The sequence below is a fragment of the Hyalangium sp. genome (assembly GCF_045802625.1).
GTDB lineage: Bacteria > Myxococcota > Myxococcia > Myxococcales > Myxococcaceae > Hyalangium.
In genome coordinates, this window is sequence record NZ_JBJMQP010000108.1 from 99,142 (window position 1) to 119,097 (window position 19,956).

The 19,956-nt window shown below is 68.3% G+C and carries 19 protein-coding genes; 8 read left to right on the top strand and 11 right to left on the bottom strand.

Going from position 1 to position 19,956, the window contains the following annotated elements; all coding sequences use genetic code 11:
* Nucleotides 1-196 precede the first annotated feature (196 nt).
* Nucleotides 197-1,621 (top strand): B12-binding domain-containing radical SAM protein, encoded by a 1,425-nt coding sequence (locus ACJ8AT_RS19420; protein WP_407739257.1) that lies wholly within the window; start codon nucleotides 197-199, stop codon nucleotides 1,619-1,621.
* A 66-nt stretch (nucleotides 1,622-1,687) separates the two neighbouring features.
* Nucleotides 1,688-2,557, top strand: coding sequence for a DUF3865 domain-containing protein (locus ACJ8AT_RS19425; RefSeq protein ID WP_407739258.1), 870 nt, complete (start codon nucleotides 1,688-1,690; stop codon nucleotides 2,555-2,557).
* A gap of 63 nt (nucleotides 2,558-2,620) precedes the next feature.
* On the opposite strand, the gene tesB is transcribed toward ACJ8AT_RS19425, so the two are convergent.
* The 6 genes from tesB to ACJ8AT_RS19455 all read right to left on the bottom strand — a co-directional run bounded on the left by tesB (nucleotide 2,621) and on the right by ACJ8AT_RS19455 (nucleotide 10,812).
* Nucleotides 2,621-3,490: an acyl-CoA thioesterase II gene (tesB, locus tag ACJ8AT_RS19430; protein WP_407739259.1), complete on the bottom strand. Its 870-nt coding sequence runs from the start codon at nucleotides 3,488-3,490 to the stop codon at nucleotides 2,621-2,623.
* 14 nt (nucleotides 3,491-3,504) lie between these two features.
* On the bottom strand, nucleotides 3,505-4,713 hold the full coding sequence (locus ACJ8AT_RS19435; protein ID WP_407739260.1) for a cytochrome P450: 1,209 nt from the start codon (nucleotides 4,711-4,713) through the stop codon (nucleotides 3,505-3,507).
* A gap of 96 nt (nucleotides 4,714-4,809) precedes the next feature.
* Nucleotides 4,810-5,400: a hypothetical protein gene (locus ACJ8AT_RS19440; protein ID WP_407739261.1), complete on the bottom strand. Its 591-nt coding sequence runs from the start codon at nucleotides 5,398-5,400 to the stop codon at nucleotides 4,810-4,812.
* 114 nt (nucleotides 5,401-5,514) lie between these two features.
* Nucleotides 5,515-7,347, bottom strand: a complete 1,833-nt coding sequence (locus ACJ8AT_RS19445) for an ArnT family glycosyltransferase (protein WP_407739262.1) — start codon at nucleotides 7,345-7,347, stop codon at nucleotides 5,515-5,517.
* Nucleotides 7,347-8,240, bottom strand: coding sequence for a hypothetical protein (locus tag ACJ8AT_RS19450; RefSeq protein WP_407739434.1), 894 nt, complete (start codon nucleotides 8,238-8,240; stop codon nucleotides 7,347-7,349). The genes ACJ8AT_RS19445 and ACJ8AT_RS19450 overlap by 1 nt, the downstream gene beginning before the upstream one ends.
* Nucleotides 8,241-8,418: 178 nt before the next feature.
* On the bottom strand, nucleotides 8,419-10,812 hold the full coding sequence (locus ACJ8AT_RS19455; protein WP_407739263.1) for an ABC transporter permease: 2,394 nt from the start codon (nucleotides 10,810-10,812) through the stop codon (nucleotides 8,419-8,421).
* 394 nt (nucleotides 10,813-11,206) lie between these two features.
* On the opposite strand from ACJ8AT_RS19455, the gene ACJ8AT_RS19460 reads away from it, so the two are divergent.
* Both ACJ8AT_RS19460 and ACJ8AT_RS19465 read left to right on the top strand, forming a co-directional pair.
* Nucleotides 11,207-11,752 carry a hypothetical protein gene (locus ACJ8AT_RS19460; protein ID WP_407739435.1) on the top strand — a complete coding sequence of 182 codons (546 nt, stop codon included), beginning with the start codon at nucleotides 11,207-11,209 and terminating at the stop codon, nucleotides 11,750-11,752.
* 43 nt (nucleotides 11,753-11,795) lie between these two features.
* Nucleotides 11,796-12,218, top strand: coding sequence for a hypothetical protein (locus ACJ8AT_RS19465; RefSeq protein ID WP_407739264.1), 423 nt, complete (start codon nucleotides 11,796-11,798; stop codon nucleotides 12,216-12,218).
* A gap of 79 nt (nucleotides 12,219-12,297) precedes the next feature.
* Here ACJ8AT_RS19465 and ACJ8AT_RS19470 read toward each other — a convergent pair whose 3' ends face one another.
* Complete coding sequence (locus ACJ8AT_RS19470; RefSeq protein WP_407739265.1) at nucleotides 12,298-12,432, bottom strand: hypothetical protein; 135 nt, start codon at nucleotides 12,430-12,432, stop codon at nucleotides 12,298-12,300.
* Between the two features lie 157 nt (nucleotides 12,433-12,589).
* Between ACJ8AT_RS19470 and ACJ8AT_RS19475 the strand changes: the two genes are divergently transcribed.
* Both ACJ8AT_RS19475 and ACJ8AT_RS19480 read left to right on the top strand, forming a co-directional pair.
* Nucleotides 12,590-13,204, top strand: a complete 615-nt coding sequence (locus ACJ8AT_RS19475; protein ID WP_407739266.1) for a hypothetical protein — start codon at nucleotides 12,590-12,592, stop codon at nucleotides 13,202-13,204.
* The gene (locus ACJ8AT_RS19480) at nucleotides 13,194-13,778 is read left to right on the top strand and encodes a serine O-acetyltransferase (RefSeq protein WP_407739267.1); all 585 of its coding nucleotides are present in this window, start codon (nucleotides 13,194-13,196) and stop codon (nucleotides 13,776-13,778) included. The genes ACJ8AT_RS19475 and ACJ8AT_RS19480 overlap by 11 nt, the downstream gene beginning before the upstream one ends.
* Before the next feature lie 2 nt (nucleotides 13,779-13,780).
* Here the strand turns inward: ACJ8AT_RS19480 and ACJ8AT_RS19485 are convergent, their stop codons facing one another.
* From ACJ8AT_RS19485 to ACJ8AT_RS19500, 4 genes are all read right to left on the bottom strand, one after another.
* Nucleotides 13,781-14,293 (bottom strand): hypothetical protein, encoded by a 513-nt coding sequence (locus tag ACJ8AT_RS19485; RefSeq protein ID WP_407739268.1) that lies wholly within the window; start codon nucleotides 14,291-14,293, stop codon nucleotides 13,781-13,783.
* A gap of 63 nt (nucleotides 14,294-14,356) precedes the next feature.
* Entirely contained in the window at nucleotides 14,357-15,304 is a 948-nt protein-coding gene (locus ACJ8AT_RS19490) for a CarD family transcriptional regulator (protein ID WP_407739269.1), read from the bottom strand.
* Between the two features lie 70 nt (nucleotides 15,305-15,374).
* A complete protein-coding gene (locus tag ACJ8AT_RS19495) occupies nucleotides 15,375-15,578 on the bottom strand; it encodes a hypothetical protein (protein WP_407739270.1) in 204 nt (67 codons plus the stop codon).
* A gap of 131 nt (nucleotides 15,579-15,709) precedes the next feature.
* The gene (locus ACJ8AT_RS19500) at nucleotides 15,710-17,911 is read right to left on the bottom strand and encodes a serine/threonine protein kinase (protein WP_407739271.1); all 2,202 of its coding nucleotides are present in this window, start codon (nucleotides 17,909-17,911) and stop codon (nucleotides 15,710-15,712) included.
* Between the two features lie 158 nt (nucleotides 17,912-18,069).
* Between ACJ8AT_RS19500 and ACJ8AT_RS19505 the strand changes: the two genes are divergently transcribed.
* Both ACJ8AT_RS19505 and ACJ8AT_RS19510 read left to right on the top strand, forming a co-directional pair.
* Entirely contained in the window at nucleotides 18,070-19,014 is a 945-nt protein-coding gene (locus ACJ8AT_RS19505) for a phosphatidate phosphatase App1 family protein (RefSeq protein WP_407739272.1), read from the top strand.
* Nucleotides 19,011-19,838 carry a hypothetical protein gene (locus tag ACJ8AT_RS19510; RefSeq protein WP_407739273.1) on the top strand — a complete coding sequence of 276 codons (828 nt, stop codon included), beginning with the start codon at nucleotides 19,011-19,013 and terminating at the stop codon, nucleotides 19,836-19,838. The genes ACJ8AT_RS19505 and ACJ8AT_RS19510 overlap by 4 nt, the downstream gene beginning before the upstream one ends.
* Nucleotides 19,839-19,956: the final 118 nt, after the last annotated feature.

Here is a 19,956-nt window from a genome sequence, read left to right on the forward strand (position 1 = left end):
TTGACTTGCATGTTTTCCAGTGGAAAGATGCCGCTCCCAATTCAGTGATGTGCTGGCTCCTCCGGGAACGGAGAACCGTGGCACATCTGCGTTATCCAGAGGCACCCCGCGAGTTTGACTTCATCAATGCTGGCCTTCAGCCGGGAGATGTCGAATGCATATCGTCTTTGTGCATACCCCCATGGCAACTGTCCCCGTGTCCGAGCGCAAGGACTTCTGGAGAAATTTCGATATTCGATATCACGCGGCCCACCCGGGACTGAGACACATGAAGAATGTCCTCTGGGAACTGCCGCACTGGATGCATTGGCTCGGCGGGGTTCTGGTCGACGCGGGCTATACGTCCTTGGAGGCCATTGATCTCTACACCTCCGAGTGCACGCTCGAGGGCATCCATCGCGGGCGCCTCGAGGAAGCGCTGCGTCAGAGTCCCGGGGACATCTACCTGCTCTCCCCCATGACACCGAATCTCCACTTCGCGTTGGAGATCGCCACGCTCATCAAGGAGCTCTATCCTCGAAGCAAGACAGTCCTGGGGGGCGTCATCGCGACCCCGCTGCATCGGCAGATCGCGAGCCACCCCCATGTCGACTATGTCATCCATGGCCGCGGCGAGCATGCGTTGCCCGATCTCGTCCGGGCGATCGAACGGGGGGCTGACATTGAGAAGGTCGGGCACCTTTCCTTCAAGGCTCCCGATGGGACGGTGGTGACCACCCACCGCACCTATCCCTGGATGCCCGTCAACCAGATCCCCAAGCCGAAGATCGATCTGTTCGACCGCTCTGTCGGTGAGGACATCCGGTACCTACGCCAGGTCTATGGCCTGGGGTGTCCGTACAAGTGCTCGTTCTGCACGATCCAGACGATTGGCCAGAAAGCCGATTACTTCCACACCGACCGCGCGATCGCCGAGATACATGACTATCGTGCGCACTATGGCGAGCATCACAACGTCTATTTCGGCGACGAGACCTTCACCGTCAACAAGCCCCGGACGTTGGACATGTGCGCGGCCCTGCGCCAGGACGGGACCATCAAGTACGATATCCAGACACGCCTGAACTGCCTCATGGATCGCGACGTCCTCAAGGCCTTGAAGGGGAGTGGGTGCTGCTGGATCGAGATTGGAATCGAGACCTTTAACCAGGAGACCCAGGATCAACACAAGCAGCGCATGAAGCTGTCTGAGGTGGAGGAGACCCTCGCGCGGATTCGCGACGAGGGTCTGGCGGTGTGCTCGTTCCTCGTCAATGGCTTCCCCAATCAGTCCCTCGACGACATGCAGCGCTCCATCGATTACGCCTGCTCGCTGATCGAGAAGGACCTCCTCCAGGCGTCATACCTGTTTGGGCTCGTCCCTTATCCCGGGAGCGATCTCTACGAGAACCCTGAACGGTACGGGATGAAGCTCCTGCACCATGACTACCGCCTGTATCATGAGGAGATGGTACCCGTTTACGAGACGTCGTTCGCCCGCCCCGAGGAGAGCCACAAAATGTTCTTGAAGGGGCTCGGCCAGCTTGCCCAGGCCATGAGCGGGAGGTCGGCGCTGCTGGCTCCGCCCCCGGACGTTCACGAGGGGCAATACGGCTCGTTCTGGCATGGCTCCCACGTCTGAGCCTGATCCGGAGACAAAATAGACTCACACGTCCCTCAGCATCTCACCCTCACATGAAAGGTCGCCATGATTAGCGAGGCCCAGTACACGAAGGTTGACAGTGAAATCCAGGCGCTGCTGCAGATGCCCAACAAGCAGTATGCGACGTTGGCGCCGAAGCTGGAGGCCCTCATCAGCGATACCTACGGGGCCTTGAGGACGGATACCAACCCCGTCATCACCAATCTCCCGCACTGGGACATCGATGATCTGAAGTTCCTCGTGAAGGAGTACTCGGGCTTCTCCAATGAGTCCATCCACATGTTCTACGATGCGACCATCCGGCTCCGGTGGGATGGCGTCAAAGCGGAGGTCGACCGCAACGTGGCGGAGGAGATGGGCGCGCTGACGGATGGGATTCCGCACCTGGAGCTGATGCGCCGTGGGTATCGCGAGGACCTGGGCGTCGAGACCGATGGCGTGGAGTATTCCGCCTGCACTCGTGGGTTCCTCGACCGGATGCGCAGCTGCTTCCGCAACGCCAACAACGCGTTCGTCTGCGGCGCGCTGCTGGCCTTCGAGGCCACCGCGACCTTCGAGTTCAAGGGCGTGGAGAAGATCCTGAAGACGCTCAAGGCGCGTCAGGGAGGGGAGATCGCGAAGAACTCCCTGACGGGGATTTATATCCAGGGGCATGTGGCCGATGCGGCCCCGGGCGGGAACCCCGAGGACGACCACTACGCAGGCATGCGGAATGCGATCGGGAAGTACGTGACGGCGGAGAATGCCTCGGATCTGGTCCGCGGCTTCGTGTCCGTTTGCACCGCGCTCAACGCCTGGTGGGAGCAGCTCGCGATCGAGGTCTACGTCAACAGGCTGACCCGGCGGACCCAGGCCGAGCCCAGAGGGAATGAGGCGCACGCCCCGCCCGCTCGCGCGGCGGAAGTCCGGGCGTAGCGGCTCGAGCGGCCAGCAGGGACAGTCGTCCTGTCCGGGGCGGCTGTCAGCGGCGGCGAGACGCTACTTCGCCGCCTGCTTCTCGCGAACCAACCCCTCTTGCGCCACGCTGGCCACCATCCGGCCGTCGCGGGTGAAGATGTGCCCGTACGCCAGGCCGCGCGCATTGCCGGCCCAGGGGCTGGCCATGGAGTACAGCAGCCAGTCGTTCATGCGTAGGTCGCCGTGGAACCAGAGCGCATGGTCCAGGCTGGCGATCTGCAGGTTGGGCTGCATGAAGCTCTTCCCATGCGGCAGCATCGCGGTGCTGATGAGGTTGAAGTCCGAGGCATAGGTGAGCAGGTACTTGTGCACCTGCGGATCCGACGGCATCTCGCCGTGGGCCCGGAACCAGATGGCCTTGCGCGGCTCGGCCACATGGGGCGCGAACGGATCCACATAGTCCACCGGGCGCATCTCGATGGGCTTGTCCCCCAGGAACTTCTCGCGCAGCCGCTCGGGGATGCGGTCCGCGTGGCGGCTCAGCAGCTCGATGTCCGTCGGGAGGCCCTCGGGGCCGGACACCTGGGGCATGGTCGCCTGGTGGGAGGCGCCCGGCTCCTCGCCCTGGAAGGACGCCATCATCGTGAAGATGGGCTGGCCCTTCTGGATGGCCACCACGCGCCGGGTGCTGAAGCTGCCTCCGTCTCGCACGCGGTCCACGGTGTAGACCACGGGCAGGGTGGCATCCCCGGGGCGCAGGAAGTAGCCGTGCAGCGAGTGCGCGTGACGCGCATGCTCCACCGTCTTGCTGGCGGCCGACAGCGACTGGCCCAGCACCTGGCCGCCGAAGAGCTGCCGGTAGCCCAGGTCCTGGCTGCGGCCTCGGAACAGGTTCTCTTCGATGGGCTCCAGCTCCAGGAGCGCCAACAGATCATTCAGGACACGGCTCATTCTCGGATTCACCTTCAGCCCAGCACGAGAGGCAGCGCCTTATAGCCGAGGCTGAGCGGGGCGGTGTTCTGTCTCACCGCGGGCCCCGCTCCCCGGGCGAGCGTGGGGAACCGATCCAGCAGCGCGTTCAGGGTGATGCGAGCCTCGAGCCGCGCCAGGGGCGCCCCCAGGCAGAAGTGGGTGCCGAGCCCGAACCCCAGGTGCTGGTGGTTCGTTGGCCGCTCGGGCCGGAACGACTCGGGATCCTCGAAGAGGGCGGGATCTCGGTTCGCCGCGCCGTAGAAGATGTCCACCAGCTCGCCCGCGGGGATCTCCACCTCGCCGATGCGCACGGGGCGCGTCGTCACCCGGGGGAAGCGCTGCACGGGGCTCTCGTAGCGCAGCGTCTCCTCGATGAGGGGCTCGACGAGCGAGCGATCCTCGCGCGCCCGCTGCCAGAGCTCCGGGCGATCGGCGAGCAGGGCCAGCATGTTGCCGATGAGGTGGGTGGTCGTCTCGTTGCCGGCGATGAGCAGGAGCGCGGCGAAGCTGCGGATGTCCGCATCGGAGAGGGCGGCGCCTTCGACCTCGGCCTGGACGAGCGCCGAGATCAGATCCGAAGCCGGCTGCGCGCGGCGCGCGGCGACGGACTGTCCCAGGTAGCCCATCAGTTGTTGGAACCTGCGGGCGCGCTCCTCCGCTGGAATCCCCACGTAGCCAATCACTCCCTCCGACCAGAGCTTGAAGGACGGGTAGTCGCTGTCCGGAACGCCGAGCATCTCGGCGATGACGCGCATGGGGAGGGGAATGGCGTACGCCGCCATGAGCTCCACGGGGCCTCGGCCCGCGGTGTCGAGCAGCTGGCTCGCGATGCCGCGGATCCACTCCGAGAGCTCGGCGATGCGCTGCGGGCTGAACGCCTTGCTCACGAGCCGCCGCAGGTGGGTGTGCAGGGGCGGATCATCGTGCAGCAGGGTCATCTTGGGCATCGCCTTGAGCACGGTGGTGTTCTGCGAGGAGAACGTGGCGGGATCCCGGATGGCGGCGAGCACGTCCGCGTGGCGCATCAGCCCCCAGGCGTAGAGCGGCTCGCTGCGCCCGGTCATAGGGCCCGGCGGCAGCCGCAGGTAGCGCACCGGGTTGGGGCCTCGGAAGGCCAGATAGGCGGGGTAGGGGTTGGCGATCCCCTCGGGGGTGCCGAGCACGTCGGGTGAGAGCGAGGCGGTGGCGTACATGGCGCTCATCAGACTTCACGGAGCGCGGGCACGACAACCCCCCGAGAGGCCCGAGGCGGGCCTCCCTGGCGCCATGTCTTCAGGGTTCAGCGCGTACGGCTCGCCTCAGGTCCCAGCATCCCCTGAGGGCGTGCCGCCGTCCGTGGCGGGGGTGCTGCCGCCGACCCCCTCCTCGGTCGAGCCAGCCTCCGCGGGCGCGGCGCCGTTGGCCACCTCGCCCCCGGCGCCCACCCTGCCACCGGTGACCGGAGCGCCGCCCTCCTCGGGGGTGAACTCCAGCATCTCCACGAAGGCCTGGCCCGGCAGGCGGAAGTCCATGCCCGTCACGCGCTCGCGGCCCTGAAGCTCGAAGAGCTGCTGCGCCACCGAGCCCGCCTGGATGCGCTGATCCGAGAAGATGATGTAGACCTTCACCGTCCCTTCCTCGGGCGGGACGCGGAAGCTCGAGTTGGCGATGGGCCGGCCCGCATCGCATTTGATGGAGCGGTTCTCCCGGGTCATCGTGAGCTGCCGGATGATGCCCTTCTGCGACACCGTATAGAGCAAGCAGTAGGGCAGCTGCCCTTCGTTCGGAACGACCTCCATCGTGGAGCCGCTCACCTTGCGGACCTCCGCGCGTGAATGAGTCGCTTCCGTGCCCTTGCTACAGCCCACTCCGAGCGCCAACACTGCCACGGCCCATGACCACCGCGTCATGTGTCCCTCCCTGAGGCATGGAATCTGCGTCTGCCCCCGGCAGCCTACCCTGGACGTAACCCCTGAGGGAGGCATGTTCGTTCCCTGGAGGACGTTGGCGAGCGCTCCCGTGGCTCAGGGACGTTGATAGACGACGATCTGGGGCGTCTCGTCCAGGTAGAGCCCGGTGACGGGAGTCCGGGTGCCGAACGCCTGCCAGATGTTGAACTCCTGCTCGCGGAACTCCTGGTGGTACTGGTACGCGACGATGTCCGCGTCGAACGGGCTCCACACCATCTGCAAGTCCGGCCGCAGCATGCCGTTCTGCTGGTAGTGCTGGAACGAGTAGCCCGTCACCTCGTGCAGGTAGAGGCGCGCGCCGGGCCTGGCGTGCTCGTTGATCCACGGCAGCACGCTGGTGACGTGGCTGGACCAGAACTGGCGCTGCATGCCCAGCGAGGCCGCGCCGGGGATGCCTCCCGCCAGCTCCGAGTAGAAGGCCGTGCCGTACGGGAACACCTGCACCAGCCCGAGCAGCGCGGGCGCCATCAGCAGCGCGAACACCGGCGCCGCCACCGCCGCGAAGGGCAGGGAGGGGCGGCGCGCTCGCAGCACCTCCACCAGCGCCGAGCAGCCGCGGACCACGGCCGTGCCCGCGAGCAGGCCCAGGAAGGGCATGGACGGTAGCCAGTGCTTCACCCCGCCGAAGTGCGGCACCTGCGGGTGGCTGATGATGAGGATGGAGAACGCCGCATTCGCCGCCACCAGCAACTCCGGGGTGGAGGGGCGGCTCACCCACGGCCGGGTGCGTGCGGGCAGGCTCAGCAGCCCTCGGCCCACCACGGTGAGCCAGCCCAGCGCCATGGGGACGAAGAGGCTGGTGGGCACGGTGAGCGCCGTTTTCACCACCACGTAGCTCAGGGGGAAGGGCGGGGCGCGCATGAGCTCGCCCAGGTAGAACCAGGCGTAGTGCTCGTGCGTGGCGTGGAAGTTCAGGTACCAGGCCACCCGATCCACCGGGTGGTGCCAGAGGTAGGGCCAGTGCAGGTAGAAGAGGATGGGCCCGAAGAGCGCCATGGTGGCGATGGGGATCAGCGCGCGCGCGGTGGGCTCGCTCACACGGTACAGCTCGCGCAGCACCCAGAAGGCGCCCACCGCCAGCCCCACGAAGAGCAGCACATGCGGGCTCAGCGGGATGAATTTCTTCTGGAAGCCCACGGGGTTCTGCGCCACGTAGAGCAGCGCGTAGAGCACCGTCACCGCGGCGAACAGGCCCACGAAGCGCCAAGCGCCCTCGCGCGCCGCCGGCGAGGCCTTGCTCTCCTGCCACGCGCGCCACAGGGCGAACGGCACGAGCATGAACGGCATGAACAGCGCGTTGTGCTTGGTAGCGATGGCCAGCCCGAACGCCACCCCGCACCACACCCCCCAGCGCCTATCCTCCATGGCGCGCCAGAAGCTGTAGATGACGAGCAGCCACATCGCCGCCACCGGCATGTCGAACGCCGCCAGCTCCGCGTTGAAGTAGTGGCGAGGCACCAGCAGGAACGAGAGGGCGGCGAACAGGCCCACGGCGCGCCCGTAGACGGCGCTGCCCAACAGGAAGGTGAGCGCCGGCACCAGGGCCGCCATCGCCAGCGCGGGCAGGCGGAGGGCCGTCGCGGGCCGCAGCCACCCCAGCGCCTGGTGGAACAGCAGGTGCGACAGCCCGTAGAGCTCCTTCATCAACGCCGGGTGCTCGTGGTTGACGTCCCACGCGCCCACGATGGCCGGGTCCGTCATCGCCACCGAGGGAGAGTGGAAGAGCATCCGGAACCAGTTCGCGTAGCTCTCCGAGGCGGCGAAGTAGATGCCCTCGTCGCGCACGAAGCCCACGGCCCGCTCGGTGAGGAAGAGCGTCACGAAGGCCAGTAGCCAGAGCGCCACGGCGATGAGCCGCTCGTCTCGAGTGGCAGGCCGTCCCCGCATTACAGGCTCCCTCCCGCCGGGCCGAGCGCGAACACATCCAGGCACAGGTGGCGCAGCTCCGGGTTGTCCGCCTGGGACCAGATCTTCACCGTGCGAGGCGCTCCCGCTGGCAGGGTGACCTCCGCCTTCTGCACGCCGGGCACGCCCTGCGGCACCACCACGTCCAGCAGGGGCTGGCCGCTGCGCGCGTCATCCACGCCCATGTGGATGTTGCTCAGGTGGGGACGGCTGTAGGTGTACTCGAAGGTGATGCCTCCCTCGAGCCGCAACCCCGTGCCGGCCGGGACGTTGTCGAACTCGGCCACCAGCCGATCCTTTCCGCCGGGGGGGTGCATCCACAGGCAGTGGCGGGGCTCGTAGAGGATTTCATGCCACTCGGGCGCCACGTAGAGGTGCGGCGGGCCGGGGCAGCGGTGCGCGTGCCCATCGAACGGGCAGGGCCGCCGCGTGCCGTCGGGAGACTCCAGGTAGACCCGGGCGCGGGCGTACGCCTCGGAGGCCACGAAGAGGTGCGGCCGGTAGCGGCCATTCGTGTACGGCGTCAGCATGAGGTTGCCGGCCTGGAAGGGCTGCCCCGCCGCGGTGCGTCCCGGCAGGAAGGTCGCCAGGAAACCCTGCTCGTCCGCGTTGGGCAGTTGCGGCTCGCCCAGCACCCAGATGCGCGGGTGCGCGTTCAGGTCATCGCGGTCCGAGCCGAAGTAGCCATACACCGGCACCTCCGGCGGCAGGTACAGCCGCGCGCGCTCGGTCCACCAGGGAAAGAGCAGCACCGCGTCGCCCGGCCTCAGCTCCGCCCGGAGCCGCTCGCTCACGGCGCGGTAGTCCGCCTCGCTGGGGAACGTCCCCGGCAGCCGCGCGTAGAACAGCAGGCACAGCAGCGCGACAACGAGCATCACCCCAAGCTCTACGAGTGGAAGCGTGCGCGGCAGCGGCTTGTGGGCAGGGGTGTCGTTCAAGAGCCTGATCCCCGCCTTCTCCCAAGGGGAGAGGGGACTGTCCAGACGTTACCAGCGGCCTGGAAGCTCTCGAAGTATCAGACCCTGGGCCGCTGCACGAGGCTTGCCCGAGCCGCTACTCGCCCCGGAGGCTGAGGCCCGGGTCCACCTTGGCCGCACGCCTCGCCGGCAGCCACGCGGCGACGAGGCCCACCGAGCCCAGCAGCACCGCGACTCCCAGCAGCGTGGGGACATCCGAGGGAGTGACGCCATAGAGCAGGCTGCGCACCGCCTGCCCGAGCCCCACCGCCGCGGGGACGCCCACCAGCAGCGCGAACCCCACCAGCCGCCCGGCGGCGCCCACCACCAGCCCCACCAGGCTGCGCTCGGTGGCGCCCAGCGCGCGGCGGATGGACAGCTCCCGCATGCGCTGGGTCACGCTGTAGGACATGACGCCCCAGATGCCGAGCGCCGCCAGCAGCAGGGCGAGCCCCGACAGGCAGGAGAGTAGGGTGAGCAGCTGCTCGTGACGTTGCCGGCTCCGGGCCACCAGCGTCTCGAACTGCTCCAGCGCGGGCACCGGCAGCTCGGGGTCCACACTGCGCACCGCCTCGCGCACCTGCGCCAGCGTGGGCACGGGCGAGCCTCGGATGAGGAGGAACAGCTGCGGCGTGGGCTGCTGGGCCACGGGGACATAGAAGGCCGGGCCGGGAGTCTCCGTGAGATCTCCGTGGCGCACGTCTCCCACCACGCCCACTACCGTCCACCGGGTGTCCCCGCCGAACGACCAGCGGGTGCCCAGCGGCTCCTTGCCGCTGAGGAAGGCGTGCACGAAGGCCTCGTTGACGACGGTCACCGGGAGCGCGCCCTTCGTGTCGTCCGCGGTGAAGAGGCGGCCGCGCTTGAGCGGCACTCCCAGCGCCTCGAAGGCGCCGGGGCTGACGATGCGGTCCTCGGCGTACTGGGGCGGACCCGAGTCATCCATGCCCTCCATCGTGATGCTCGACGAGGTGGTGGAGCCTGCCAGGTGGAGCTCCCGCTGCAGCCCCACGGACTTGACGCCGGCAATGGCGGACACGGCCTGCTCCAGCCGGGCGGAGACCTGGGCGCGAGCGGCGTCGTCCGGGTAGCGCTGGGCGGGCAACTGCAGCGCCGCGGACACCACGCCCTCGGGATGGAAGCCCAGCTCCACGGAGGCCAGGTGCGAGAGCGTGCGCACCAGCAGGCCCGCGCCCGTGAGCAGCACGAGGGCCAGCGCCAGCTGCACCACCACGAGCGCGGCGCGCAGCGGCTGGCGAGCGCCGGTGGAGCCATGGCCGCCGGCCAGCAAGGGCAGCAGCCCGGTCCGGGAGGCATCGATGGCGGGGACCAGCCCGAGGATCCCCGCGACCCCGCCACACAGCCCGGCGGCGAAGAGCAGCACGGGCAGGTGCAGCTCGGGCGCTGCGACGATCCGCAGCTGAGCCGGGAGCAGCACGGTCAGCAGATCCGTGCCCCAGAGGGCGAGGATCAGCCCCAGGGCGCCGCCCATGAGCGACAGCAGCAGGCTCTCCGCGAGCGCCTCCCGCAGGCGGTGGCCCAGGCCCGCCCCGAGCGCCACGCGGATGGCGCCCTCGCGCCGCCGGTGCACCGCGCGAGCCAGCAGCAGGTTGGCCACGTTGGCGCAGGCAATGAGGAGGACGAAGGCGGCCGCGCCCCAGAGGGCGAACACCATGGGGCGGATGCGTCCGGTGACGGCCTCCTGCCAGGACAAGGCGTACACGCTGTGCGGAGGCTCGGTGCCTGTGTCCTCCTCTGGAGGGGGGCGAATCAGGGCGCTGCGGTGGATGGCGGCCTGGCGCGCGGACTCCAGCGACACGCCGGGCTTCAGCCGGGCAATCACTGTCAAGAAGTGCTCGCCCTGGGCCTCTGGGGAGGTGTCCAGCAGGAGCGGCAGCCAGACGTCGGCCTCGCGGCTGGAGTCTCCCAGCATGAAGCCCGCGGGCATGACTCCCGCGACGTGGACGGACTTGCCATCCAGCCACAGCGTCTGGCCGGGGGCCGCCGCGGCGGTGGAGAACAGCCGGGTGGCGAGCGCATACGAGATGAGGGCGGTGGGGGCGGCGCCGGGCTTGGCGTCCTCGGGCTCCAGCGAGCGGCCGGCGGCGGGCGCCACGCCCACGGTGGACAAGAGGTTGGGAGTGGTCTCGACGGCGGTGAGCCGCTCGGGCACCTCGCCCCCGGTGCGATTGACGGAGGTGTAATGGAAGCCCGTCACGCTGCTGAAGGCGCTGGTCTCCTCGCTCCACGCCGCGGTCTCGGGAGGGGAGGGGCTCGCGTCGTTCTTCTGGGGCATGGTGCAGTACAGGCGCACCAACTGCTCGCTGTGAGGGAAGGGAAGCGGGCGCAGCACGAGGGCATGCACCATGCTGAAGATGGCGGTGTTGGCCCCCAGCGCGAGCCCGAGCGTGAGCACCACGGCGAGGGTGAAGCCGGGGGTGCGGCGCAGGCCGCGCCAGGCGAACCGGACATCTCGGAGGAAGGCTTCCATGGAGTGGTATCAAGCAGGTTTCGCACCAACCCGCGAGAGGGCCTGAAGCCCCTCACGCCAGAGCGGGGCCGCGAGCAAGCCAGCGCGGGACAGTGTCCGGAAATGGGACGCCCCGTTCCGAACGCGCACACTCCTGGGCCGCTGAGATTCAGAAGAATTGCTGCGCCGCGTTGTGGGGGCGGCTACTTGCCGGCTTCTCCTCAAGGGCTTCACCCGCCGGGTCCTTTCGGAGGCCAGGTGGGTGGGGCTCAAGATGCCTCTCGGTCTTCCAGGAGGCAGCATGTTCAGGAGGTTGTGCTGGGCTGGAGTGCTATGGCTGTTGAGCGGACTGTGGGGGTGCTCCGCTCCGAATCCGAACGTCCGAGTGCGGCGGTTGGAGAACAGGCTCTTGGAAGTGGACGGGCCATTGGCCGGCCCCTTCAAGACGCTGGAGGAACTGGCCCAGAATGCATGTGAGCTGATGACGAGCCAGCCTGGAGCGTCAAATGGTGCCTACGGGTTTGAATACTGTGCGCTACACTACTACTCGGCCTCGGGAGGAGGATTCTTCCTGAGCTACCTTTCCAACATCGCAGGAGATAAAGCGGGTGGTACGAAGTACTGCGAGATGCCCCAAGCGCTGAGGGACCCCGAGCACGGAGATGCGCTGCTGCTCGGCAGTGATCATACACATCCCTACCCCCGAGGCTTCTCGAAGAAAGATCTCAGCAGCAAGGCGCGCTGGACTCCCGTGCGGTTCGTTGACCCTGTCACTCGCCAGATAAGGGAGCGCGACATGATGGTCTTCTTCCGGGAGAGGACGGGGACGTGCAAGGCCTATAATTTTAACAACGCTACCCGGGTGATTACCGCGTTGCGTGACGGCCAGTGGATCGCCATTGGTAAAGCTGACGACGAAGGAGATGTCCAGATGTTCGAGGGGAAGGGATGGTTCCAGTGAAGCTCTTGGATGAGGCCAATGTAATTCAAGCGAGACATTGAGAATGAAGAGATTGTTTTTCTTTCTTTTTTTCTGCTCGACGCTGTTACCCGGTTGCTCGTACTTTGGCTATTACAAGTATGAGAAAGCGGTGAGAGCCCCACCCAGTCTGGCCGAGAAGGTGCAGTTTCCTGATTCATATAAAGGGGGCATCCACACGGATGGACGCCTGACACGGGCCCTCGCCGTGGCAATGAATGATTATCTACCGCCTGGCGCAAAGCTCACAGGGGATAATCAGCACGTAGCACAGTGCCTCTCTCGGTGGGACACGTATGACATCTATATTCAGCGTGCTAGTGATGATCTGTTTTTCATCTATTTCTTTCCCATCCTCGCCCGATGCGGCTTGGATGACTCCCTCATCATGGACGCTGGAGCAGAGTATGCGGTGGATGGGGAAGGCCGGATTCTCGAAGTTCATTGATGCTGGTGCCCATGGACTGGCGCCCTGAGTCATGTCTACCGCTTACGGATTCTTCACGGGAGCGGAGGTGGGGGGATGCTTACGTCCGGGAGAGCAGGCGCAGAATGAGGGGGCGCAGAGAGGGCTCCACGACGAGGTGGTTCCTCAGCGCGCGAGGCAGCCGCACGCCCTGCAGGTGCCAGGTGCCGTGCTCATCCCGGAAGGGTTCGGACAACTCCGGGCCTCACCGGTGAGCAGGCTGCTTGCTTGCCCTGGTGGCAGGCCTGAGCTCACCCGAGCGATGTGGGAATTAGCGGACACTGACTGGCTTCTCGCCCTCCAGGGCCGTTCTTAACCTACTCCGCAGATTCCAGCAGGAGAGGCGTGAAGGCATGAGTCCCAAAGGACTGAGCGCCGCGCGAGCGGATGTCACGCATTACTTCCACGTGCACGAGGCGCGGAGCCTGGCAGCGAAGGCGCGCGTGCTGTGTCAATCGCCCGGCCTGTGGGCCCTGGTGCTCTACCGGTTGGGGCGTTCCTGGCGCGGCCACCCCTCGGCCGGTGCCAGGCTTGGACGGATCCTCTACGCGGTGAGCTATCAGCTCATGTATCGGATCACCCGCATCTATCTGCCACTCGATGCGGAGGTCGGTGAGCGCGTGTGGCTGGGCGCGCACGGGCCGATCATCGTGTCGCGGCTGGCGAGGGTGGGGCCGGGCTGCGCTCTGTACGGCGGCACCACGCTCGGAGTCGCGGGGCGAGGCGAACGCCGGGGCGCGCCCCAGCTCGAGGCGAATGTGACTGTGTGCCCGGGTGCCTCGATCATCGGTCCCACCGCCGTGCCCGAGGGCGTGGTGGTCGGCCCTAACAGCGTCGTCACTCGCAAGGTGGAAGGGGGCTCCACCTGGTTCGGCGTGCCGGCCAGAGCGACCCACGGCTCGCCCCGCTTCCTCCCCTCTCGACGGCTGGCGCAAGTTCCATTTTCAGGGAGCCCGTATGCAATCTGAATCGTTCTGGCATGCTTTCCGGGAAGACCTCAGGCGCTACTTCGCCTACCTCCCGAACGCGAGCCTGGGCCGGAAGCTCACGTATGCGGTGACGCTCGATGGCATCTGGGCGGCGAGCGTGTATCGGCTGGGCCGGGCGCTCGAGACGGCGAGGCTGGGGCCCTTGAAGCCGCTGCTCCGCGCGGTGCACGGGTCGCTCGAGGTGGCGCTTCGCTTCTTCAGCGGCATTCATCTGGACAGCCAGGCGGAGATCGCGCCCGGCTTCTATGTCGGCCACTTCGGCTCGATCTACGTCGGCCCCGGCGTGCGGATTGGCCGGCACTGCAACATCAGCCAGGTGTGCTTCATCGCCGCCGCGGAAGACGGCAGCGGAGCGCCCGTGATTGGCGAGCGCGTCTATCTCGGAGCGGGGTGCAAGATCGTCGGCAACGTGCGCATCGGCGATGGCGCGGCGATTGGTGCGAACGCCGTGGTCGTTGACGACGTGCCTGCCAACGGCGTCGTCGCTGGGGTGCCCGCGCAGCTCATCAGCTACAAGGGCAGCGGGGACTTCATCCTCCTCGAAGGCTCCTGAGCTCAGGACTTCGCGAGGCGGATCTTCTGCTCGCTCTTCTCGCGGCAGAAGGTGCAGAAGGTGGGCTCGCCCGCGCCGAATGACGGCGTCCAGGGCGGGTACATCGAGCAGCGCGGATCCAAGCAGTGGTGCAGCTCCCACAGGTGGCCGAGCTGGTGCAGCGCGTGCCGGGCCACCGGCTTGAAGCCCACCTCCAGATCCTTGTAGCCCGCGCTCGTAATGATCGCCTTGTCCTTGCCGAAGCGCGAGAAGCCGTTGGTGGGCGCGGTGCCGCTGGGCAGCTCGCGCTCCTTCAGCTTCCGGGACGTCAGGTACAGCACCTTGTCGTCCTTGTAGGCGCGCACGCCCTTCACGGCGTCCAGCACCTTCTCGGCATCCAACGGCTCGCTCAGGCCCGCGGGCAGCTCCAGCTGGCCGGAGTGCTCGCTGCCCACGCCGAACGCCGTGTAGAGCGTCCGGCTGAACTTGGCCAGCTGCTTCTCATCGAAGGAGTCCAACGTCACCACGCGAATCACGGAGCTTCACCTCGGCGGCAGGGCCCTCGCCCGGCGGGGACGTGCCCGCCGCGGGGCGGCTCATTACTCGGTCTCACCCTCGGGCTTCTTCTTCGGCGGACGGCCCCGCTTCTTCGGAGCCGCGGGCGCGGCGGCCTCACCCTCGGGCTTCGGCTTGGGCGGACGGCCTCGCTTCTTCGGAGCGGCAGGCGCCGCGGCGGCCTCACCCTCGGGCTTCGGCTTGGGCGGACGGCCCCGCTTGCGCTTGGGCGCCTCTTCTTCCGCTCCAGCCTCCTCGGCGGGCGCGGCCTCCTTGGCGGCCTTCTTCTTGGCCTTGGGAGCCTCCTCCGCCTCGGCCTCTTCCTCGGCGGGAGCCTCCTCGCTGGCCTCCTCTTCCTCGGGCGGAGCCTCCTCCTCGTCCGGCGGCAGCTCCAGATCGCCCTCCAGCCCCAGCAGCCCGCCCTCCAGCCCCAGATCCTCCTCGTCCTCGCCGCGCGGCTTGAACTCGGCCACGGTGCGCTTGGGGCGCTCGCGGCCCGGCGGGAAGAGGACGATGTCGACCGAGTCCTCGGCGTTGACCTCGGGGATGTTGAGCGCGGCGGCGACCTCGGAGACCAGCAGGTGGCGCGCGTTGTCGTACAGCTCGCGCTCCTTGGTGGGCAGCGGCCGCAGCTCGCTGAGCACCTGCAGGCCCTTGACCACCTCGGCCAGCCCGAGGATGCCCCCGGCGGTCATCCGGTCCAGGTTGGTGCGGGCGCGCTGCTTCCAATCCAGGTCGGCCTTGTCACTGTCCGAGCGCAGGAACGAGTAGATCTGTTCCACTTCCTCGGCGGTGGCCACCTTGCGCACGCCAATGGCGGTCACCTTGGCCTGCGGCACCATCACCACGGCGCCATCTTCTTCGCGGCGCATGGTGACGAAGGTCAGCTTTTGACCCGCCACCTCCTTCACATCGATGGCCGAGACGACGCACACCCCTTGGTTGGGGTACACGACCCGGTCGCCGACCGCGAGCTGGAGTCCTTCTGGCATGTCCCCCTCGTGCGAGAGCAACGAGCGCAGACGCCGGTCGTAGCACCGAGCGGCGCCGGACGCTACGAGATTACCGGTGGGGGGCCGCCGTGGGCGTCTCCGAACGTTGGCCTGCCAGCACCGCGTGCATGACTTCCTGGAGCCGCGCGTCCACCTGGGCGTAGAGCTCGGCATCGGTCGGCCCCCGGTCCGGCTGGGCCGAGACGCGGGAGGACAGCCCCACCGTCGCCGCCACCGCCGAGCCGAACACCATGAGCGTGAGCCACTTCTTCATGTGAGGCCTCCTGTCGCGCCCGCCGGAAGCGGGCCGGATGCGCGACAGGGTAGGGAAGGCGCTGGGTGGATCAATTTTTCGGCTACAGAATGCTCCACCTTGCTACAGGCAGCCACACGGTTGCGGGTAGCTCAGCAGCCCTGCGGCCGAGGGCCTGCTACGGGCGTTACCTCTACCAAGAGGCCCCCCGCATTGTCCTCCAGGTCATCATCCGGGAAGCTGAAGCGCAGCCAGGTGGCGCCGGTGAAGCGGGTAGGGTGGCCCAGCTCCAGCACCCGCGCCCGTCCCGGCTTCCAGGGACCGCCGGCCTCCGCGCCGCAGCCCCCATCCTGGAGGACGAGCACCCGGCCCACGGCCTCACCCTGGGCGCCTCGAGTCAGCGCGGGCCGGCCGGTGTCCCGGAGGTGGACCTCATAGAGGGTGGAGGCATTCAGGCCGTGCAGGGTGAAGCTCTCGCCCGGCCGCGGCATGAACGCATGCTGGCGCGCATCCACCATCACCGTGGCGCCGGTGCCGCTCGTCGTCTCGCGCACCTGGACCCGGAGGCTGCCCGCGGGATTGGGCCCCGCGGTCTCGGGCAGGAAGAGGTAGAGCGCGAAGGCGTTGCTCACCTGGATCTGCTGGGGGCCCACCAGGCCGAAGGAGGCTCGCGCCGGCAGCCCTGGACCGCCCTCCAGGAAGTAGATGACGGTGTCGATGGGGGCCGCGCCATTGGAGCCCGGCGCCAGGGTGCCCTCGGTGCTCAGGAAGTAGGTCCGCGAGGGATCCAGGCGCAGGCGGGCGGCGGGGGACGGGGGCACGAGGAAGGCATGCTGCGAGGGCCGGAGCTGGAAGGGAGCCAGAGGGAAGCGGCCCTCGGTGGGCACGAGGGACGCGGGAGCCGGACCGGCGCCGCCCGCTCGGGACTGGGCGAGCCGAGGGTGCGCGGGGAGCAGCTCGGCGCGGACGGCCAGGGTGGCGCCCTCGTCCGCGTGGAAGCGCTGGCTCCAGGACTCCATGCCGATGGCGTGCACCTCGATCAGGTGTTCGCGATCCGTGGACAGGGGAATATGGGTGGGCGTGTGGTCGGTGAAGATCTGCCCATCCACCCAGACGGAGGCTCCCTGGGGGTTGGAGGTGAGCTCCACCGCGAAGGTCTTGTCGTCGTCTCCGGTGAGGATGAACACGGTGGCCAGCAGCGCGGCCACCACCGGAGCGCCAAACAGCACCCAGGACCAGGGCGACAGCCACCTGCGAGCAGGCTCCGGGCTCTCGGCGGGCGGCAGCGCGGCGAGCGGGGGGCGCGAGCTCGGGCGAGCGCCGGCGCGAGCGGGCTCACCGGGCAGCTCCTGGCTCCACTGGGAGAGCTGGCTCAGGAAGTCCGGGGGGAGCCGGACCGGACGGCCCTCGGCCACCAGCTCCGACTCGAAGAGGTAGCCCATGAAGTGGGCCAGGGCGCTGGCGGAGAAGCCCGGCACCGCCGTGTGCAGGTACTTCTCGAGCGCCTCGCCGAAGGCCTCCGCCGAGGGGTAGCGCCGCTCTCGCTCCACCGCCATCGCGGTGAGGAGGATCCGCTCCAGCTCCGGGGACAGGCTCGGGTGGAGGGCGCGCGGGGGCGGGAAGTCGCCCCGGGCGATGCGCGGCAGTACCTCCATGCGCTCGCCCTGCCAGGGCAGCTGCCCGCACAGCATCTCGTAGAGCACCACGCCCGCGGCGAAGATGTCCGCGCGGGCATCCAGCTCGCGGCCCTGGGCCTGCTCGGGCGAGAAGTACAGGTACTTGCCTTGGACGGCGGTGGCCTCGGTCTCGCCGCGGCTGGCCAGCCGGGCCCGGGCGATGCCGAAGTCCACCAGCTTCACCTGGCCCTCGTAGCCCAGCAGCAGGTTCTGCGGGCTGACGTCCCGGTGGACGATGTTGAGCGGGCGCCCGCTGTCATCCAGCCGGTTGTGCGCGTACGCCAGCCCCTGGAGCATCTCGGTGGCCACCCGCAGCGCCAGCGGCACCGGGAGCCGGGCCAGCTCCTTCTCCCGGGCCCGGCGCAGCACCTTCGACAGCGGCTGGCCGTGCACCCACTCCATGGCCAGGTAGAACTCGCCGTCCACCTCTCCGAAGTCGAAGACCTGGGAGATGTTGCCGTGGCTCAGGCCCACGGCGATGCGCGCCTCGTTGATGAACATGGAGACGAAGGCGGGGTTGCCGGCGAACAGCGGGAGGATCTTCTTGATGACCACCTGCTTGGTGACGCCGGCGGCGGCCGTCATCCGCGCGAGATAGAGCTCCGACATCCCGCCCACCGCGATGCGGTCGAGCAGCAGGTACTTGCCGAACTCCAGGCCCTCGGCAGGCAGCAGCACGTTCTCTCCGGCTCCTTCGGGCAGGCCCGCGCAGCGCTCGTTCCACTGGATGCCCTCGCGCGAGGGCGGCAGAAGCTATCATGCGAACCCGACCGTCCTGTCTCGAGAGATCTCCAGTGAACCTGCCTGCACGCTTTCTTGCCGTAACCCTGTTGCTCGTGTCCTGCGCTGCGTCAGCGGGGCCCGCGGTCCTGCTCTTCCCGGCGCTGGGCCGGGGCAATGGGGTGCTGCTCCAGGGCCGGGTGCTGAAGGAGGCGCCCACCGAGGGCAGCTCCGTGCTGGCGCGCAACCTGCGACGACTCACCGCGCCAAACTGGGAGGGAGCCAAGGTGGAGGTGTCCTTCCGCGGCCTCACCACGCTGGTGACGAGCGGCCACGATGGGAACTTCGAGGTGAACCTCCAGCCGGCGAAGGGGGAGGCGTTCCCCTCGGGGTTCTCCGTCGCCGAGGCGAAGGTGGCCGGGGTGAGCGCCCAGGCGCGCGTGGAGGTGGTCGCGGACACTGCTCCGTTCTTGCTCATCTCCGACTTCGATGACACGATCGCCGTGACGCAGGTGGTCAAGACGGCGAAGCTGCTCGAGAACGCGCTCCTCAAGGACTCGGACACGCAGCAGGCGGTGCCCGGCATGGCGGCCTTCTATGGGTGCCTGAAGGCTCCGGGGGCGCCGTCCTTCGCGCTGGTGAGCGGCTCGCCCGTGCAGTACGCGCCGCGGGTGGCCTCGTTCCTGACGCGCAACGGCTTCCCGCCGCTCGGGCTGTACCTGCGGGACTTGGGCCCGGGGACGCTCTCCGACTACAAGCAGCCCATCATCCGCCGGCTGATGCAGCAGTTCCCGCAGCCGGTGGTGCTGGTGGGGGACTCGGGCGAGCATGACCCCGAGGTCTACGCGCAGATCCGCCAGGAGTTCCCCGGGCGGGTGAAGGCCATCTACATCCGCGACGCGGGCCACGCCGAGGACGCGAGCCGCTTCACGGACATGGTGCTCTTCCATGAAGCGAGCGAGGCCGCCGCGCACGCCGCGAAGAACGGGCTGGCGGATCCCACGTGTGTCGCCGGAGCGTTCCCCGCTCAGGCGCCCACCGTGGAGAAGACGGCTCCATGAGGGAGGCTCGGGCGGGGCTGCTGCTGGCGGCGTGGGTGCTGGGGGTGGGGTGCCGGGAGGACAAGCCGGTGGAGCCGCTCACCTCGCTCGCGCCCGCACCGCTGGCCCCGCTGACCGCCGAGCGGATGGATGCGGGAGCCGGGGACGCGGGAGCCGGGGATGATCCGCTGTTCCGAGTCGCGCCCGCGCCGGTGTATGGCGAGCCGGTGCCGGACAAGGCGCTGAGGCTGGAGCTGGCGGGAGAGTCCGTGCGGCTTGCGGGAGAGACCTTCACGCCGGTCCGGCCCGCGGAGCTGGCGAAGCTGGCCGAGCGCATCCAGGGGCAGGCCGTGCTGGTGGTTCCGGACGCGGACACCTTCATGGCGCAGACCTCCGAGCTGTTCGAGGCGCTGCGAGACGGAGCGAGCCAGGTGTGGCTGAAGCACCCGGACGCGGCGGTGGCCTACCGGCTCGTGCTGAGGGACGAGGAGGGCTTCCGCGCGTGGTTGGCGGAGGTGGCGCCCGGCAAGCTGCGAATCATCCAGCGCGCGGATGGGCTCGAGCTGTCCACCAGCGTGGGCAAGCTGCCCGGAGGAGATCCCAACGGACCGTCCGTGCCGGTGCGAGGCGGCAAGCAGGACATCGCCACGCTGCGCCGGGGACTGGAGCGGCTCAAGGGGCGGTTCAAGACGGCGGAAGACATCTGCCTGGTCCCTTCGTTCGGTACGGAGGTGGCGCAGGCGGCCCGAGCCCTGAGCGGCATCTACACCGCGCCCGGCGAGCCGCTCTTCGAGTCGCTCTGTCTGATCTACCCCACGCCTCCCCGACGCAAGGACGGGGGGTAGAGGCCGAGGGCTCTGCTGGCTGGTGGAAGGGTTGAGCAGGAAAGGGCCGGTGCTTACTAGCCCCCTGACGCGACGCGCCCTACCTTGCAGCGCGGTGAGCTCACCGTGCGAGCCGGCA

What these genes read in the sequence shown, in the direction of transcription:
- tesB (WP_407739259.1), bottom strand. Translation starts at nt 3,490, where the DNA reads ATGAGCCGTGTCCTGAATGATCTGTTGGCGCTCCTGGAGCTGGAGCCC.
- ACJ8AT_RS19455 (WP_407739263.1), bottom strand. Translation starts at nt 10,812, where the DNA reads ATGGAAGCCTTCCTCCGAGATGTCCGGTTCGCCTGGCGCGGCCTGCGC.
- ACJ8AT_RS19445 (WP_407739262.1), bottom strand. Translation starts at nt 7,347, where the DNA reads ATGCGGGGACGGCCTGCCACTCGAGACGAGCGGCTCATCGCCGTGGCG.
- ACJ8AT_RS19435 (WP_407739260.1), bottom strand. Translation starts at nt 4,713, where the DNA reads ATGAGCGCCATGTACGCCACCGCCTCGCTCTCACCCGACGTGCTCGGC.
- ACJ8AT_RS19510 (WP_407739273.1), top strand. Translation starts at nt 19,011, where the DNA reads ATGAGGGAGGCTCGGGCGGGGCTGCTGCTGGCGGCGTGGGTGCTGGGG.
- ACJ8AT_RS19465 (WP_407739264.1), top strand. Translation starts at nt 11,796, where the DNA reads ATGAAGAGATTGTTTTTCTTTCTTTTTTTCTGCTCGACGCTGTTACCC.
- ACJ8AT_RS19450 (WP_407739434.1), bottom strand. Translation starts at nt 8,240, where the DNA reads ATGCTCGTTGTCGCGCTGCTGTGCCTGCTGTTCTACGCGCGGCTGCCG.
- ACJ8AT_RS19425 (WP_407739258.1), top strand. Translation starts at nt 1,688, where the DNA reads ATGATTAGCGAGGCCCAGTACACGAAGGTTGACAGTGAAATCCAGGCG.
- ACJ8AT_RS19490 (WP_407739269.1), bottom strand. Translation starts at nt 15,304, where the DNA reads ATGCCAGAAGGACTCCAGCTCGCGGTCGGCGACCGGGTCGTGTACCCC.
- ACJ8AT_RS19495 (WP_407739270.1), bottom strand. Translation starts at nt 15,578, where the DNA reads ATGAAGAAGTGGCTCACGCTCATGGTGTTCGGCTCGGCGGTGGCGGCG.
- ACJ8AT_RS19475 (WP_407739266.1), top strand. Translation starts at nt 12,590, where the DNA reads ATGAGTCCCAAAGGACTGAGCGCCGCGCGAGCGGATGTCACGCATTAC.
- ACJ8AT_RS19480 (WP_407739267.1), top strand. Translation starts at nt 13,194, where the DNA reads ATGCAATCTGAATCGTTCTGGCATGCTTTCCGGGAAGACCTCAGGCGC.
- ACJ8AT_RS19440 (WP_407739261.1), bottom strand. Translation starts at nt 5,400, where the DNA reads ATGACGCGGTGGTCATGGGCCGTGGCAGTGTTGGCGCTCGGAGTGGGC.